This is a genomic window from Kurthia gibsonii (assembly GCF_006539985.1).
GTDB classification, from domain to species: domain Bacteria; phylum Bacillota; class Bacilli; order Bacillales_A; family Planococcaceae; genus Kurthia; species Kurthia gibsonii.
In genome coordinates, this window is sequence record NZ_BJOB01000033.1 from 1 (window position 1) to 15,798 (window position 15,798).

Here is a 15,798-nt window from a genome sequence, read left to right on the forward strand (position 1 = left end):
AAGGATTATGCACTATCAACGAGTAAATTTGTACTTGATGTGATTTCAAAAGTCGTTGCCTGGGCATTCGTGCTAATTTTAATTCCATTTTTCTTTGGCTATATGCTAAAAGATCATGAGAAATTTGCGCCGCGTATTTATAATTTGTTTACAGGTAGTCGCCGTGAGTGGGTTAAGAAGACGATTGCAGATGTGAATGAAGTGCTACGCAGCTACATTCAAGGTCAGTTATTAATTAGTTTCTTACTTGCGCTCATGATGTTCATTGGTTATTTAATCATTGGTTTAGACTATGCATTATTATTAGTGATTTTCGCATTCTTTATGAATATCATTCCATTCATTGGACCATGGATTGCCTTTATTCCGGCACTTGTAATTGGTTTTCTAGATAGTCCAATTCAAGCATTATGGGTATGTGTTGTGACACTTGTTGCGCAACAAATTGATGGTAACTTGATTACGCCGAATGTAATGGGGAAAACATTAGATATTCATCCATTAACAGTTATTACGATTATTTTAGCAGCAGGAAATATCGCTGGTTTCCTCGGTATTCTGTTAGGTGTACCTTTCTATGCAGTTATGAAGGCAATTATCAAAAATATTTATGCGCGTCGATTAGAAATTCGGAAAGCCGTCACCAAAGAAATATAAGGAGTGTTATACTTAATAACAACTGATTTTAAAGGAGTTTATTATGCTAACATTTGAAGAAAAAAAAGAGATTATCCGTCGCTTTCCAGAATTAACGGAAAAACCGATTTCAATGAATCGCTTGAACTATCATTTTGAAGGTAGTCGCTACGAGAAGAAAATTGTTGTAGAGAAGTTACATCCGAATGGTAATGGCTTTGTCTATGTAGGGGATTTACTTGCTTATGATGCAGATGATCGTGGTCTTGTGAATATTCGTAACTTTGATGAAACACAATTAGTTGAAGTAATCGAAGATGCAATTATGTATTTATCAGAAGTAGATGAACCGAAAGAAGAAGTTGTCATTGAAGAAAGCTGGAAGAACAATAAAAATGACCAATTACTTCTTGTGCATGAAGAACCATTTTGGAATGTGTACCATGCATTCAACTTAGAAGAAAGCTTTGGAACGAAAGAAGATGCAGAACAGTATCTACGTGAAGAAGGCTTTAAAAAAGAGAAATAATAGAAGAAGGAGCGAGTTCATTGACGAACTTGCTCTTTTTTTATATAATTATCTTGAATTCGAGATAATTATGGAGAGGGGGATTTAAATGGAACATGTATTTATAAAAGGATTAAATGAACAAGCCCCAACATTTTTATTACTACATGGAACAGGTGGTAATGAAAAAGATTTACTTGGTTTAGGACGAGAGATGAATCCAGAAGCATCATTACTTGGTGTACGAGGCAGCGAAGTAGAGAATGGTATGCCACGCTTTTTCAAACGTCTAGGAATGGGTGTTTTTGATTTAGATAATTTAGAACTACGTACAAAAGAATTAGCAGCATTTATTGATGAAGCAGCGAAAGAGTATGATTTTGATCGTGACAATGTCATTGCGATCGGCTATTCAAATGGGGCGAATATTGCTGCGAACTTATTTTTCCAAGTAGGAAAAGTCGTAAAAGGCGCAATTTTACATCATCCAATGATTCCACGTGAAGATGTGACGTTACCAGACCTTACAGGGGTGCGTGTATTCATTACAGCAGGAGAAAACGATCAGATGTGTCCAATTGAGCAATCAACGGGCTTAAAAGACTATTTAGAGGACGCAGGAGCGGATGTAAAAATGTATTGGCATCAATACGGTCATCAATTAACAATGGATGAAGTACAGGCTGCAAAAGAATGGGTAGAGCGTTCTTTTTAAAATGATTCAATAAATAAACATACTAATCTTAGTATGTTTCATTACGAGTTTTATATTTTTTCATAGCTTTTTTTATGTACTTCTTTTTTCGTACCAGTGATACCAATCAAAATCTAATGGTAAAATCACTTGATTCATGTTATAGTTTTTATACATAAAGAGCACTTCCTTTTATTATTTTTGTGGTAGGACACTTAAATTTTAACAGGAAAGGCTCTTTTTTGTATCCTATTTTTTGTTTTGGATGGGCGTGTGGGCGTGACTTCTGCGGGAATAGCACGAGCAGAATATCCATGTTGGCGATTCATCGCCAACATGAGATGAAGCCGTGCCCGCGAAAAGCATCGCCCAAAAAGAACATCCGCAAACAGACCAAAAAGAGCTTCGGCATTTTCATGTGCCGAAGCTCTCTTGCTTTTAGCCAGGGGTTTGTCCTAACCTGTTTTTAATTATTTTGCATTTTTTTTGTTTTTACGGAATGGTAACCACCAGTTCCAATCACCGAATAACTTCATTAAACTTGGTACTAGAAGAAGACGGATAATCGTTGCATCAATTGCGATAGCAATCGCAATCGCAACACCAATTTGTTTCACAGGCATAATATCTGTAAATGCAAACGAACCTGTTAATACAATCATAATGAGTGCTGCAGATGTGATGATTTTACTTGTTTGCGTTAAACCATCAATTGTAGCTTTCGTGTTACTACTTCCTTTTTCATATTCTTCTTGAATACGAGAAATTAAAAATACTTCATAGTCCATACTCAATCCGAATACAAGACAGAATGTAATGACAGGAATGATTAAAACAATACTACCTGCATCTAATCCAAAGTGACCGTATTGGAAGATATATACGAGTAAACCGAATGCAGCAGTTAGTCCAAAGATATTCATAATAATCGCTTTTAAAGGGATAATAATCGAGCGGAAAGCGATTAAAAGAATAATGAACGTCGTCACGATAATAATGAGGCCTGCTTCAACAACATGATCTGAAATTTCATCGAAGATTTCTTGATTATATTTCGGCGCACCGGCTAATTTAAAGTTTGGTTTTGACCAATCACGCGCCCATTGTTGTGCTTCAGAAGAATCACCCGCCACATTCAATGTAATAGGAATCATTAATTGATCTTTATGGATGAAAGCATCCTGTGCTTTTTCTAGACTCGTTTTCGCCTGTGGGATTTGACTAGCTTGATTCCATTCTTTTACCGTTTTAATATCTGCTGTTGTGAATGCAGTTTTTACATCTTTTACGAGTGAGTCTTTCTCAAGTTTTTTTTGAAGTGAAAGAATCTCTTTACGACCACCATCGTTATCCCAGCCATCTTTACGTTCAACTAAGGCATAAACAGTTGATTGGCTATCTAATTTAAACTCTTTATCTAATTTTTCATATGCGACACGTGCATCATATGTTTTCGGTAGTGCATCAATTTGTGGAATTGTTAATTTAATATCCTTAATCGGAATCATCATAAGCACAAGTACTGCAAGTGATGCGATGACAACGAGTACAGGTCGCTTCATAATTGTTGAAGCGAAAGCATGCCAACGTGAGGTAGCAGTTGGTTTTACACGAATAATTGTCCACTTGTTTAGACGATCACCTAGTAGTGTTAAAATTGCTGGAGATAATGTCAGAGCTGTAAAAACAGCGAAGAATACAACAACTGAACCACCCAATGCGATATTTTCAAATAGTTCGACGCGAATAACACTAATCGCAGCTAGACCAATCATGACACAAATAGCAGAGAAGATAATAGATTTACCCGCTGTTTGAATCGCGATTTGAACAGCATGCTCGACAGATGTTCGTTGTCTTTCTTCTCGATAACGATTAATGAAGAGTAGCGAGAAGTCGATGCTTAAGGCAAGTCCGAGCATTGGAATAATATTTAAAATGTAGACGGACAGCGAAACAGAATCACCGATAATTACCATTGCAAAGAATGTCACGATAATCGTAGAAATTCCGATTAAAATAGGAAGAATCGAAGCGACAACAGAACCGAATGCTAATAGTAGAACAATGACTGCGATTGGTAAACCGATTAATTCTGCTTGCATTAAGTCTTTTTGACTCGCTTCATTCATATCTTTTGAAATGACAGGTCCACCTGTATATTCAATATTTTTGTCATCTTTTGTGAGATTACGAACATGTTCTACGACAGGACCTAAATCTTGAGAACTTTCATCAAAGTTTAAAACTGCATACGACAGGTTTTTAGAATATTGATCTTTTTCCTTGAGAGGTGAAATGATGGAGTCAATTTCAGGCTCTTCTTTTTTAAATTTATCCAATGTACTTTTAATTTTCTTATCAGATACATCGTTAAAAACAACAAGAATAGAATCGGCAGGTACATCAAAATTTTTGTTTAGTTCTTTCATGACAGCTTGATGCTCAGCATCTACTTTGAAGCCGTCACCCTTTAAATAATCGGGAATTTTGACTGCGAAGAAAGCACTGATGACGATGAAAATCACCCAGAGAGCGACAATACTTTTCGCATGTTTCGTAATAAATTGTGAGTAGCGAACCATGGTGACACCCTTTCTAACATACTTTGCTTTCAGTTTACAAAATTTCAAAAAGGAATACGAATAAAAGAAATCACTTTTTTACCGTTTTAGAAGATTAAAAGGAATAGATGTATTTTCGAGAATTATTTGGTAAACAGAAAAAGTACGGAACAAAATAAGTCGAGTGCTCGCAACAAAAAAAGAAATCACGCCATCGCGCAATTTCTTTGTGAGTAGACTTTTATAAGAATAGATTGAAAAATAGGAAGATTAATGCACCAAGTGCTGCTGAAATTGGCAGTGTAATAATCCATGTAATGACGATATTTCGCGCCACACCCCATTTAACGCCTTTGACATTTTGCGCTGCACCTACACCCATAATAGAAGATGAGATGACATGTGTTGTCGAAACCGGTAAATGAATTTGGGTTGCACCGAAAATGATTAAAGCAGAAGATAAATCAGCTGCTACGCCGTTTACTGGACGAATCTTCATGATTTTACCACCAACTGTTTTGATGATTTTATAACCACCAATTGATGTACCAAGACCCATTGCAGTTGCTGCAGCAATTCGTACCCACATTGGTACGCCATCATCTGCTGATAAATAGCCACCAGACATTAAGGCAAGAGCGATAATCCCCATTGATTTTTGTGCATCATTTGTTCCGTGTGAGAAAGACTGAAGTGCAGCAGTCGCAATCTGTACATGACGGAAACGTTTATTTGAGCGATACAAGTTACGATTTTTAAAGACGACCTTGAATAGAGACATCATTAAAAATCCTAAAATAATTGCCATGAATGGTGATAGAATTAACGCCTTAATAATTGTAAGGAAACCTTCAAAATTAATAACGCCCATACCACCAGCGATGACGGCAGCACCTGCAAGTGAGCCAATTAAAGCATGCGATGAACTAGAAGGGATACCAAAGTACCACGTTGCTAAGTTCCAAATAATCGCGGAAATTAATGCTGCTAAAATGATAACGACACCATGATTTAAAGCAAATGGGTCTACAATGTCTTTAGCGATTGCAGTTGCCACACCTGTAAAAGTGATTGCACCGACAAAGTTCATTATAGCAGCCATTGTTACAGCCACTCTAGGCGATAATGCACGCGTAGAAACGGCTGTAGCAATGGCATTTGCAGTATCATGAAAGCCATTGATAAAGTCGAACGTAAGTGCAGCGATGACGACGACGATTGTTAATAGAAATACAGTATCCATTTCGACATCTCCTATGCGTTACGCATGATAATTGTATCCATCGCATTGGCTACGTTTTGGCAGTAGTCAGCTACTTCTTCAAGTTGTTCGTAAATATCTTTGAATTGTGTAATACGAATTGGATCTTTTTCATGTGAGAATAATTGTTTGATTGATGTACGTAATACCTCGTCACATTTACGTTCGTAGTCTTTAATAACAATTGCGTGTTCACGCATATTTAACAATTTACGATTTAATAAATGTTTCATCGCAGCGACAATTTCATCTGTACTAAGTGTGATGTACTTTAAGAAATCACGCATGTAGTCATCTACTTCTGTTAACGAGAACATCTCAAAGTGTGCAATACATCCTTCAATTCCATCTAAAATATCATCCATACGAACGGCTAACTCTAAAATATCTTCACGTTCGATTGGCGTCATAAATGATTTATTTAACATTTGGATTAACTGATGAATCAGTTTATCACCATCTGTTTCGTATTTTTTCAGTGTAACGCTAAGTTCCTTTAAATCAGCGATGCTTGTGATGCGAAAATCGTCTGCATAGTGTGATGCAGCATTTAGGTTTTCAGCAATTTGATAAAGTGCGGCAAAGAATGGATCTTCTTTTTTTGAGCTGAACATGTAAATCCTCCTAGTTTGAAACAACCATATAAGTTTTTAAACGCAACTATAATAATAACAAATTCAAAACGAATACCGTATAAAAAAAGCAATTAATCTTAATAAAATTTACAATCTTGTAACATACATATTTAGGGAAATACGGCTTATAGATTGATGTGGTGCGTATTCAAGAAACAGTTGTTTATTTAAATAGGAAGAGTTTATATAAAAGTAGGCAAAAATCTATAAAGGTTACAAAAAGTAAGTTAAAAACTAGTTTGCGTTCCATTTCGACTTACTTCAAGCAAATGGCAAGATAAAACATCTTAAAAGCGTTATGATAAAAGAGTAGTATAGATTGAAGAAATGGAGATGAACAATATGGAATATCGTATTGAACATGATTCTATGGGAGAAATCAAAGTCCCAGCAAATAGTAAATGGGGCGCTCAAACGCAAAGAAGTACAGAAAATTTCCGCATCGGTTCAGACCGCATGCCAATTACTTTTATACATGCATATGCGATTTTGAAAAAATCAGTCGCAAAAGTTTGTGTTGATTTAGGAACACTTTCAGAAGCGAAAGCTGAAGCTATCACTTTTGCAGCAGATGAAATCATTGCAGGTAAATATGACGACCAATTCCCTCTTGTTATTTATCAAACAGGTTCAGGTACACAGACGAACATGAATGTGAATGAAGTCATTGCACATATTGGTAATGAATATCTAGCTGAAAAAGGTGTAGAAGCACGTCTACATCCAAATGATGATGTTAATAAATCTCAATCTTCAAATGACTCTTTCCCAACAGCGATGCATATCGCAACTTCTCTAGCTGTTGAACATAATTTATTACCTGCTTTAGCGCAAATTAAAGCAACACTACAAGCGAAATCAGAAGAATTTATGCACTTAATTAAAATCGGTCGTACACATCTACAAGACGCAACACCTCTTACATTAGGACAAGAAGTAAGTGGTTGGTTGTATATGGTTGAAGCGTCTGAAAAGATGATTCGAGAAGCCGCACAACATATGCGCGAATTAGCGATTGGCGGTACAGCAGTTGGTACAGGATTAAATGCACCAGAGGGATTCGATGAAAAAGTAGTTGCTGAAATTTCAAAACAAACAGGTCTTGATTTTATTCCTTCTCCAAATAAATTCCATGCACTTACATCACACGATCAAATTACAACGACACATGGTGCGATGAAAGCGTTAGCAGCAGATTTAATGAAAATTGCGAATGATGTACGTTGGTTAGCGTCTGGTCCACGTTCAGGTTTTGGTGAAATCTCGATACCAGAAAATGAACCAGGTTCTTCAATCATGCCAGGTAAAGTCAACCCAACTCAATGTGAAGCTGTCACAATGGTAGCCGTACAAGTAATGGGGAATGATGTAACAATTGGATTTGCGGCTTCACAAGGTAACTTTGAATTGAATGTCTTTAAGCCAGTGATTTTACACAACTTCATGCAGTCTGTTGAACTATTATCAGATGCAATTCGTAGCTTTAATGAGCATTGTTTAGTAGGGATTACGGCGAATGAAGATAAGCTAGAACATTTCTTAAACAATTCACTAATGCTTGTAACAGCTTTAAATCCTCATATTGGCTATGAAAATGCAGCGAAAATTGCGAAGTTAGCGCATACAGAAGGCTTAACTTTAAAAGAAGCTGCGATTCAAAGTGGTCTATTAACAGAAGAACAATTCAACGAATGGGTTGTTCCAAGTAAGATGATTAAATAACTAAAAAAGCGTATAGGTGAAAAGCACGATTCTTTTCATCTATGCGTTTCTTTTTGTGTAAATATGTTATTTTATAGAAAAGGAGGGGATTTATATGAAAAAGTTATTTTATACGTTAGCAATTATAATTGGAATTTGTATCATTGTTGTACCACTGCTATTTATTTTTGTGTTGAATAACGGCAACCCTTATACAAAATACATAGTAGAAAAACATGTTCCGAATCATTTAGAACAGCAAGGTTACACAGAAAAAGATTTACATGAACAAGTTTATGTAGAACCAAAAGAAGCTTCACATGACGATTTTTATCAAGGACAGTATAAAGTAATTTTTAAAGATGAACCGAATATAACGTATTACTATGGTGTCATGAAAAAGGGCAAAGAAGTACAACAGTTTTGTGAAAAAGAAATAGTACAAAATGATGAAACCGAATATATTACAACAACTACAAAACATAGTGAAGATAACTGTACCAAGTAGTATTTAATAAAAAAACATCGCGTCTGAAAGCGATGTTTTTTTTATTAAATTTCAATTTCTTTTTTAACAGTCTTTGCAACAGGTGCTTCTTTCTTTTGAATGAATAAGAAAGCAAGGTAGCGCACAAACACAATGCCTGTAATAACAATAGCTAGAGCCACTTCTGTATAAGCGACAAATTGGAAGTAAGGCCATTGTAGAACATCATGTGCAAGTGTTGCTGCAATCCCTGTAATCACAAGCGGGAATGTGAACGCTGCAAAGCTTGGATAGAAGGCTAGTTTGAAAATGTTGTGTAAGAAATACAATACGACAAAGAATAGAATCTGACTAACGATTAAACTACTAGCTACAATTGCTGTATTCGGCGCATCTGTGATTGCTAAATAGCCGGCTAAACATAATGATGTAGGTGCAGCTAGAATCGTTAGAAGTGGTATAGCAGCTGGTTCATTATAATGTGTTTTAATTAAACGGTAAATCATCAGTGGTACGAGTACGACGTAATTAATAATCGCTAGTACGAAGAAGATTTGACCGATTAATAAATTGAATGTTGGTGATGTAAATGTAATAACACCAATACCGATATATGTGATGAACCAACTAGGGTATAAACTTTGTAAAGTTAAGTCATGTTTAATCACAAAATGATAGGTAAAGTGTGCCATAAAGCCAAGATGTAATACAATCGCACCATACCATAAGACATTAGCTAATAAGACAAAACTTTCAAATTGATGAATGTATGCAGCGATACCAAATGTTGCCATTGTGAACGTCGGTGCAACAGCTGCAATCATTGGATTTTTTAATTCTTGTTTAATTGATTGGAAGTCCATTACAACGCGTAGTGTAAGGAATGCAGTTAGTAGAATAGCGATCCATACGAAGATATGCCCCACTAAGTCGAATTGGCGTTGTAACATAAAGTTTCCAAGTGATACAATCGCTAAAATGAGACCAGCCATTGGAATCGGAATTTTTTTGATGAATGACATCGAATCATCTCTTTCTTAGTTGATACCTATATTATAAATTGAAATATATTATAATAAAAATAAATTATTAAAATCATAATTATTACAAAAATTAATAATAGGAGTGGAAAATATGTTTCAGCGTTTTACAATTTTTATGCAGGCATATAAATTACGGAATTTTTCAGAAGTCGCGAATGCATTATTCATTTCGCAACCAACAGTTTCTGTCCAACTAAAAAAGCTTGAAGAAGAATTACATGTTACGCTGTTTATTCGACAAGGACCGAAAGAAGTAATTCCGACAGAAGAAGCAGACTATTTATATCGCCAGTTATTAAATTTGCGTGACGAATGGGATCATGTATTGGAGCAACTACAGCATATTAAAGAGAAGAAGGAAGTATGTGTTATTGCATGTTCTAATACATGTGCGACGAATTATATGCCGCGTATATATCGTGATTTACAAGATGCTTTTCCGAATATTATTTTTGAATTGAAGCAGATGAATTCAGATGATGTCATGAAGCAGATGGAACAACATGAGGCGCATATTGGCTTAATTGAAAAACCGCTTATGCATGAAACATTTCGACGTTTTCCAATCTTTGAAGATGAGTTAGTGTTAGCAGGGAAAAAGGACGCGAAACAGTGGTTGATGAGGGAATCGGAGTCGGGTATTTATTATTACAATCAGCGTTTTTTAGAAGAACAAAACGTCCATTTACCGATTTTAAAAGTGAATTCAAATGCCTTAATTGTAGAATTATTAAAGCAGGGAGAAGGCCTCACTATTTTATCGAAAGATTCGCTTGTACCAGGCATTCCATATGATGAACATTATACGTATCATCGTCTTTTCTATTGTGTAACGAGAACACATCCATCCAGGAGCCAAATGAATGATTTAAATGCTTATATAGAAGAAAAATATGCATTAAAAAAATGAGATTCAATTAAGAATCTCATTTTTTATATTACTTTTCATTTTTTCGTTTATAGATGATTGTACCAATCACCAGTACGATTAAAATAAGTTGTCCAATGATGGTTTCCCACGTCGGATAGAACCCGATATTCGGATAGACAGGTAAACCTGAAATGATGTTCGTACTCATACGGTCTGTTAATTGAAGTGTATGAATACTAACACCGATAATTTTAAATGCGAGTAAGTAGATGAGTACAGTCGCTACAGCGAAGAAACGGTGTACAGGAATTTTCGCACTCACTTTTAATAAGAAGAATGCGACTACTGCTAGAATTGCGATGGCTACGGCAATACCAAGAGCGAATTGACTTGTTGCCATTTTTGGTGCAATTCCTGCATAGAAAATTAATGTTTCCGCACCTTCTCGGAATACGGACAAGAAACTAATTGCTGCCATTGCGAATACCGATTGTTTTGACATGGCATGATTCATTTGTTTTGAAATATAAGCGTTCCAAGCTTTGACATTTGATTTACTATGCATCCAGACACCGACACCAATCATCATAGCAGCTGCTGCAAGCCCAACGTAACCTTCAATCATTTCACGACTTGATGCAATCGAATCAGAGTTGAACAGTGTAGACATTAAGATGGCTGCCACGGCACTCAAGCCAATACCAGCGCCAGCACCGATATAAATCCATTTTGCCATATGTTCTTGATTTGATTTTTTCAAGAATGCAACAAGCGCTAAAATAATTAATAGTGCTTCTAAACCTTCACGTAGAAGAATTAATGCAGCGTCCCACATCGTATAGTTTTGATCACCATCAACTAATTGGATTTGTTGTTTAAAGTCTGTTAATTGTTTTTTTAGTGCATCTGCATCCACCGATGATTTTGTTAGTTTACCAGCAATGATGGGCATATCACTTTCAATTTTTGTGTACAGACCTGCATTTTTTGTACTAATATCACTTTCGACATTAGGCCATACTTTAATGAATTCTGTAATCGTGGCAGAAGCTTTTGAGTATTCTTTTTGGTCTATGTAATCATTTGCTTCATCAATTAAATCAGTTAAGGTTTTAAGTGAATAGCCTTTTTTCACAGCACCAACTTCTTTACCGTTCGCAAAGTCTGTTACGTCTTGTTTTAATGTATTAAATGTATTTTGTAGTGAATCAAAGTTTGGATTGTCACCTTCTAATTCTAAGCGAAGTAGCGACATTTGGACTTCAATCTCACCATATGCTGTCATATCAAATTGACGAACTGGTTTTTCATTTTTTGTCCAAAAAGCATTAAATGTTTTATAGCCTGTTAATGCAGTTTCGACATTCTTTGATTGAATCGCACGTTCTAATTGATTTAGAGCAGGTGTCATCGCCATTAATACGTCTTGGCGCTCTGATTTTTCATCTACGGGATTTTCTTCTGTTTCAAGATTTGTAATCCCTGTTGAAAGAGCTGTTAATGCAGCGAGACGCTCTTCTTTATTTTTCGCTTTTTCAGCTGCAGCAAGCGCATTATTTACCTCAGTTGCTGCTTTTGAATCTTTACGATTAGAAGCTTCCCAGTCTTTTTTGAATGTGGCAATGGCTTCTTTTGCTTTTTCATCATTTCCTTGTTTCGAATTCGTGATGGCATCACTAATTGAAATGAATAGATGACTATAGTTATTAGCAGGTTCTGCAAAAGCAGGCTTTGTGTAAGAGCCTGCTAGTAGTAAAAAGATTAATAAGATTGAACTAAAGCGTGTTAAAAAGTGCTTCACCGATAAAACTCCCTTTTTTCACACCAGGGAAGCAAGCGAATAGAGCACTGCCTCGATGGGTAATATATTCATTCATTTTATCCATACGACCTAAACTATTTTGAATCTTAATGAACTGATTCGGATCTTTTTGGAACGAAATGAATAATAAGCCAGCATCATGTGTCCCTGTTGAGTCCATAACACCAGAAGCATATGAATAAGAACGACGTAATAAGCGCACATTTGCTTTCTTTGCTAAAAAGACATGTGATGTTTCAGGGACTATATTTTCACCATTTTTATCTTTGCGGTCAATTTCCATCGCTTCGAATTCACTTGCTTTACCAAGTGGAGCCCCTGTATCACGATGACGTCCAAACGTTGCCTCTTGTTCATCAAGTGCTGTACGATCCCATGTTTCTAAGTGCATTTGAACTTTACGTGCCACAAGGTATGTACCACCTGTAAGCCATGATTTTGATTCACCTGATTGGATAAATACAACACGGTCTGCGTCTGCCGCATCACGAGGGTTTTCTGTACCATCTTTGAATGCAAACAGATTACGTGGTGTCTCAGGTTTGCCATTCTTCATTGGAATGGCATTGAATCCAGCTTGCGACCATTTTAGTGAAACTCGACCTGTTGCGATACGAACTAAGTTACGCACTGCATGGAAGGCTACTTGTGGGTCATCTGCACATGCTTGAATGCAAATATCGCCACCAGAATATTCTTCTTGTAACTGATCTTTTGGGAAGTGTGGTAAGTCTTTTAATTCTTTTGGTTTTTGATCACCAAAATCGAATTTTTTAAATAGCGATGGACCTACACCGAATGTCAGTGTTAGGTTCTTCGCATCAAGACCAACCGCTTCACCTGTATCTGCAGGAGGTACCATGATGTTTGTGACATCACCAACTGTTTCGCCATTCATTAGTTTTACAGCAGCAGGTGTCCAATCTTTAAATAATTGGGCTAATTCTGCTTTTGTTTTCACAAGAACAGTTAACGAAGCAAAATAAATATTTGTTTGTGAAGGCGTCATAATACCTGATTGATTTTTTCCATAAAACTTTACTTTATTTTTTACGTTTGTCTTGTCTTCTTCAACTGCATTATTTCTACCAAATGCAGAGAGAATACCACCCATACCTGAAGCACCAATGGCTACACCTGCTGCGCCCACGCCAGTCATTTTTAACATTTGACGACGTGAGATTTTCTTTTCAAACAAATTATCTTTTTTTTCTTCGGTCATTTAAATCACTCCAAGATTGTTCCCATTTGAGCTAATGGCTCGCCAAGTTGATTAACAGCTAGAGAAAGGGCTTGTGTATCTTCTTTTTTCAATTTTGTGTAAGATACAAAACCACCATCTTTTGTTTCATGTTTTGCTAATAAATCGTTTACGTTTTTAAATTGTTTTGTTAGATTTTCAGCAAGTGCAGGGTCTTTATCTTGAATTTTCTTTTCTAAGATTGTGAAGATTTTTTCTGCACCTTCGATATTGGCTTTAAAGTCATATAAGTCAGTATGAGAATAGATTTCTTCTTCACCTGTAATTTTTGATGTTGATACTTCATTTAATAAATCAACCGCACCGTTGACCATTAGTTTTGGTGTTACTTCAACTGTTTCAACACGTGCGCGTAATTCTTTTGAATCGGCTAATAATTGATCGGCAACTTTTTCATAGCCTTTAGTTGTTTTTTCTACCCATAATGCGCGCTCTAACTTGTGGTAACCAGACCAATCTTCTTCGCCCTTACCTTCATCTTTTATATCAGCTAGACGTGCATCAATACGTGGATCTAAATCACCAAAGCTTTCAGCAATTGGCTCTGAACGTTCAAAATACATACGAGCTACTGGATAAATTTCTTTTGCTTTTTTCATATCACCAGCTTTTACAGCGTTTACAAAATCTTCAGTAGAAGATGTGAATTTGTCTAATTGATCAATTGCAAATTCTTTGTAAGCAGCAACTTCTTGATCAAGTTGAACTTGCTCTGTTTTAGGTTGCTCAGCTGTTTTACCTGTTGCATCCTCTTTTTTTGCATCTTCTGTGTTTCCGCATGCTGCTGTTAATACTGTTCCTGCTAAAAGAATAGTAGCTAAAATTGATTTTGATTTCATTATGATCCTTCTTTCGATTCGTTATTTATTACTAACAATGATAATCATTATCAGTTGAAAGTCAATACTTTTTCAATAAATAAAAAGAGAGAAGAATGTTTTAAGAAATTTCTCAAAAAGTGTATCACGAAAAAGTGAAGAATTATAGAAGTTTTTCGAAAATCTTTTCAAAATAAATAAATAGGAAGAAAGCGTGTGTGAAATAGAAAAAACACACCATATTTTCGCTTGGAAAATAGGTGTGCGAATCGTTTATAAATAATCTTTTAATTCATTTTCTAAGAATGGTTTTGCATGTAAAAATTTCGTGAAAGCATCGTAACGCGCTCGTTGTTCTTCAGTCGGTTGTTTCCCAGTTTTATAAGCGCGAATCAGGATATTTTTAGGGGTGTTTTCCATATCGATAAATTCGAGTAACTGTGCTTCATAGCCAACAAGTTGAAGAATTTCAGCTCGAATGGAGTCTGTGGCAAGTGCAGCAAAACGTTCTTTCACTAAACCATGTTGCAACATGATATCGAGTGGAGAAGCATCGAGTTGTCGGTTTAGCTCATGTTGGCAACAAGGAACACTTAAAATTACGCTTGCGTTCCATTTGACCGCGCGCGATAATGCCATATCTGTTGCAACATCACATGCATGAAGCGTAACGACCATATCGACTGCATTCTCATCATTGTAGTCATTAATATCACCAACTAAAAATTCAAGTTGGTCGTATTGAAGATCGCGTGCAATTTCAGCACAATGTTCAATGACTTCTTTTTTAAGGTCGAGACCTGTCACACGTAAGTCGAGTCCTTTCATTTCGTGTAAATAGTGATATAGCGCGAATGTCAGATAGGATTTACCTGAACCGAAATCTAAAATACGAATTGTGCGGTCTTTTGGTAAGTGTTCAAGTGAATCATCGATAAATTCAATAAAGCGATTAATTTGCTTGAACTTATCGTATTTTTGTTTTTTGACTTTGCCATCTTCTGTTTGCACACCAAGTCGTATAAGGAATGGATGTGGGACATCAGGATCTAAAATATATTGTTTTTTACGGTTATGTGATAGGTTCACTTGTTTTGTACTTTGTTGTTTATTCGTTTTAAAAAGAACTTTATTCTTCTTTGATAATTGAATTTGAATCGCTTCTTCTTTGAACTCACCTTGTAGCTGTCTGAAATCTTCAAATAGTTGTGTGACTTTTTCAGCTACTTGGTCTAGTGTCATATTCTCATGTTTTAAAATACGTTCGTATTGATATTCGAATTGAATGTGATAAATTCCTTTGAGTGCAATCGGTTTTAACTTTACGCGCTTTACTTCATTTGATTTTTGACGCGGTTGACTAATCGTTGCAGAAATAAGTTGTTCGGTTGTTAGTAAAGTCGTTACACGCTCTAACATTTCTTGAAATTCCATATAAAAACTCCTTCTACTTTATATGCGTTTAAACTATGGGTAAGTTTAACACATTTTTAATAG

General features: G+C 35.9%; 14 protein-coding genes. 6 read left to right on the plus strand and 8 right to left on the minus strand.

Annotation, left to right across the window (positions count from 1 at the left end; all coding sequences use genetic code 11):
• From KGI01_RS10020 to KGI01_RS10030, 3 genes are all read left to right on the plus strand, one after another.
• Nucleotides 1–657, plus strand: a 657-nt coding sequence (locus tag KGI01_RS10020; RefSeq protein ID WP_141274571.1) for an AI-2E family transporter, incomplete at its 5' end; no start/stop codon positions are given.
• A 43-nt stretch (nt 658–700) separates the two neighbouring features.
• Nucleotides 701–1,165, plus strand: a complete 465-nt coding sequence (locus KGI01_RS10025; protein WP_141274572.1) for a hypothetical protein — start codon at nt 701–703, stop codon at nt 1,163–1,165.
• Between the two features lie 88 nt (nt 1,166–1,253).
• Nucleotides 1,254–1,859, plus strand: coding sequence for an alpha/beta hydrolase (locus tag KGI01_RS10030; RefSeq protein WP_141274573.1), 606 nt, complete (start codon nt 1,254–1,256; stop codon nt 1,857–1,859).
• 449 nt (nt 1,860–2,308) lie between these two features.
• Here KGI01_RS10030 and KGI01_RS10035 read toward each other — a convergent pair whose 3' ends face one another.
• The 3 genes from KGI01_RS10035 to KGI01_RS10045 all read right to left on the minus strand — a co-directional run bounded on the left by KGI01_RS10035 (nt 2,309) and on the right by KGI01_RS10045 (nt 6,277).
• Nucleotides 2,309–4,423, minus strand: a complete 2,115-nt coding sequence (locus KGI01_RS10035) for an MMPL family transporter (protein ID WP_141274574.1) — start codon at nt 4,421–4,423, stop codon at nt 2,309–2,311.
• A gap of 220 nt (nt 4,424–4,643) precedes the next feature.
• Entirely contained in the window at nt 4,644–5,645 is a 1,002-nt protein-coding gene (locus KGI01_RS10040) for an inorganic phosphate transporter (protein WP_141274575.1), read from the minus strand.
• Nucleotides 5,646–5,656: 11 nt separating this feature from the next.
• Nucleotides 5,657–6,277, minus strand: coding sequence for a DUF47 domain-containing protein (locus tag KGI01_RS10045; RefSeq protein ID WP_068450458.1), 621 nt, complete (start codon nt 6,275–6,277; stop codon nt 5,657–5,659).
• Nucleotides 6,278–6,640: 363 nt separating this feature from the next.
• On the opposite strand from KGI01_RS10045, the gene fumC reads away from it, so the two are divergent.
• The gene (gene fumC / locus KGI01_RS10050; protein ID WP_141274576.1) at nt 6,641–8,020 is read left to right on the plus strand and encodes a class II fumarate hydratase; all 1,380 of its coding nucleotides are present in this window, start codon (nt 6,641–6,643) and stop codon (nt 8,018–8,020) included.
• Between the two features lie 94 nt (nt 8,021–8,114).
• Nucleotides 8,115–8,507 (plus strand): DUF3139 domain-containing protein, encoded by a 393-nt coding sequence (locus tag KGI01_RS10055; RefSeq protein WP_141274577.1) that lies wholly within the window; start codon nt 8,115–8,117, stop codon nt 8,505–8,507.
• 44 nt (nt 8,508–8,551) lie between these two features.
• On the opposite strand, the gene KGI01_RS10060 is transcribed toward KGI01_RS10055, so the two are convergent.
• A complete protein-coding gene (locus tag KGI01_RS10060; protein ID WP_141274578.1) occupies nt 8,552–9,508 on the minus strand; it encodes a TDT family transporter in 957 nt (318 codons plus the stop codon).
• A 112-nt stretch (nt 9,509–9,620) separates the two neighbouring features.
• Here KGI01_RS10060 and KGI01_RS10065 point away from each other — a divergent pair, with 112 nt between their 5' ends.
• Nucleotides 9,621–10,439 carry a LysR substrate-binding domain-containing protein gene (locus KGI01_RS10065; protein WP_141274579.1) on the plus strand — a complete coding sequence of 273 codons (819 nt, stop codon included), beginning with the start codon at nt 9,621–9,623 and terminating at the stop codon, nt 10,437–10,439.
• Nucleotides 10,440–10,467: 28 nt separating this feature from the next.
• Here KGI01_RS10065 and KGI01_RS10070 read toward each other — a convergent pair whose 3' ends face one another.
• The 4 genes from KGI01_RS10070 to KGI01_RS10085 all read right to left on the minus strand — a co-directional run bounded on the left by KGI01_RS10070 (nt 10,468) and on the right by KGI01_RS10085 (nt 15,735).
• On the minus strand, nt 10,468–12,201 hold the full coding sequence (locus KGI01_RS10070; protein WP_141274580.1) for an FTR1 family iron permease: 1,734 nt from the start codon (nt 12,199–12,201) through the stop codon (nt 10,468–10,470).
• The gene (gene efeB, locus KGI01_RS10075; protein WP_141274581.1) at nt 12,176–13,444 is read right to left on the minus strand and encodes an iron uptake transporter deferrochelatase/peroxidase subunit; all 1,269 of its coding nucleotides are present in this window, start codon (nt 13,442–13,444) and stop codon (nt 12,176–12,178) included. Before efeB ends, KGI01_RS10070 begins: the two co-directional genes overlap by 26 nt.
• Nucleotides 13,445–13,449: 5 nt before the next feature.
• Entirely contained in the window at nt 13,450–14,322 is an 873-nt protein-coding gene (efeO, locus tag KGI01_RS10080; RefSeq protein WP_068450471.1) for an iron uptake system protein EfeO, read from the minus strand.
• A gap of 252 nt (nt 14,323–14,574) precedes the next feature.
• Nucleotides 14,575–15,735 carry a class I SAM-dependent methyltransferase gene (locus KGI01_RS10085; RefSeq protein WP_141274582.1) on the minus strand — a complete coding sequence of 387 codons (1,161 nt, stop codon included), beginning with the start codon at nt 15,733–15,735 and terminating at the stop codon, nt 14,575–14,577.
• Nucleotides 15,736–15,798 lie beyond the last annotated feature (63 nt).

Excerpts from the sequence above, each read along its gene's own strand:
- KGI01_RS10065 (WP_141274579.1), top strand. The coding sequence starts at position 9,621 with ATGTTTCAGCGTTTTACAATTTTTATGCAGGCATATAAATTACGGAAT.
- KGI01_RS10085 (WP_141274582.1), bottom strand. The coding sequence starts at position 15,735 with ATGGAATTTCAAGAAATGTTAGAGCGTGTAACGACTTTACTAACAACC.
- KGI01_RS10035 (WP_141274574.1), bottom strand. The coding sequence starts at position 4,423 with ATGGTTCGCTACTCACAATTTATTACGAAACATGCGAAAAGTATTGTC.
- efeB (WP_141274581.1), bottom strand. The coding sequence starts at position 13,444 with ATGACCGAAGAAAAAAAAGATAATTTGTTTGAAAAGAAAATCTCACGT.
- KGI01_RS10040 (WP_141274575.1), bottom strand. The coding sequence starts at position 5,645 with ATGGATACTGTATTTCTATTAACAATCGTCGTCGTCATCGCTGCACTT.
- KGI01_RS10060 (WP_141274578.1), bottom strand. The coding sequence starts at position 9,508 with ATGTCATTCATCAAAAAAATTCCGATTCCAATGGCTGGTCTCATTTTA.
- KGI01_RS10025 (WP_141274572.1), top strand. The coding sequence starts at position 701 with ATGCTAACATTTGAAGAAAAAAAAGAGATTATCCGTCGCTTTCCAGAA.
- fumC (WP_141274576.1), top strand. The coding sequence starts at position 6,641 with ATGGAATATCGTATTGAACATGATTCTATGGGAGAAATCAAAGTCCCA.
- KGI01_RS10055 (WP_141274577.1), top strand. The coding sequence starts at position 8,115 with ATGAAAAAGTTATTTTATACGTTAGCAATTATAATTGGAATTTGTATC.
- efeO (WP_068450471.1), bottom strand. The coding sequence starts at position 14,322 with ATGAAATCAAAATCAATTTTAGCTACTATTCTTTTAGCAGGAACAGTA.
- KGI01_RS10045 (WP_068450458.1), bottom strand. The coding sequence starts at position 6,277 with ATGTTCAGCTCAAAAAAAGAAGATCCATTCTTTGCCGCACTTTATCAA.
- KGI01_RS10030 (WP_141274573.1), top strand. The coding sequence starts at position 1,254 with ATGGAACATGTATTTATAAAAGGATTAAATGAACAAGCCCCAACATTT.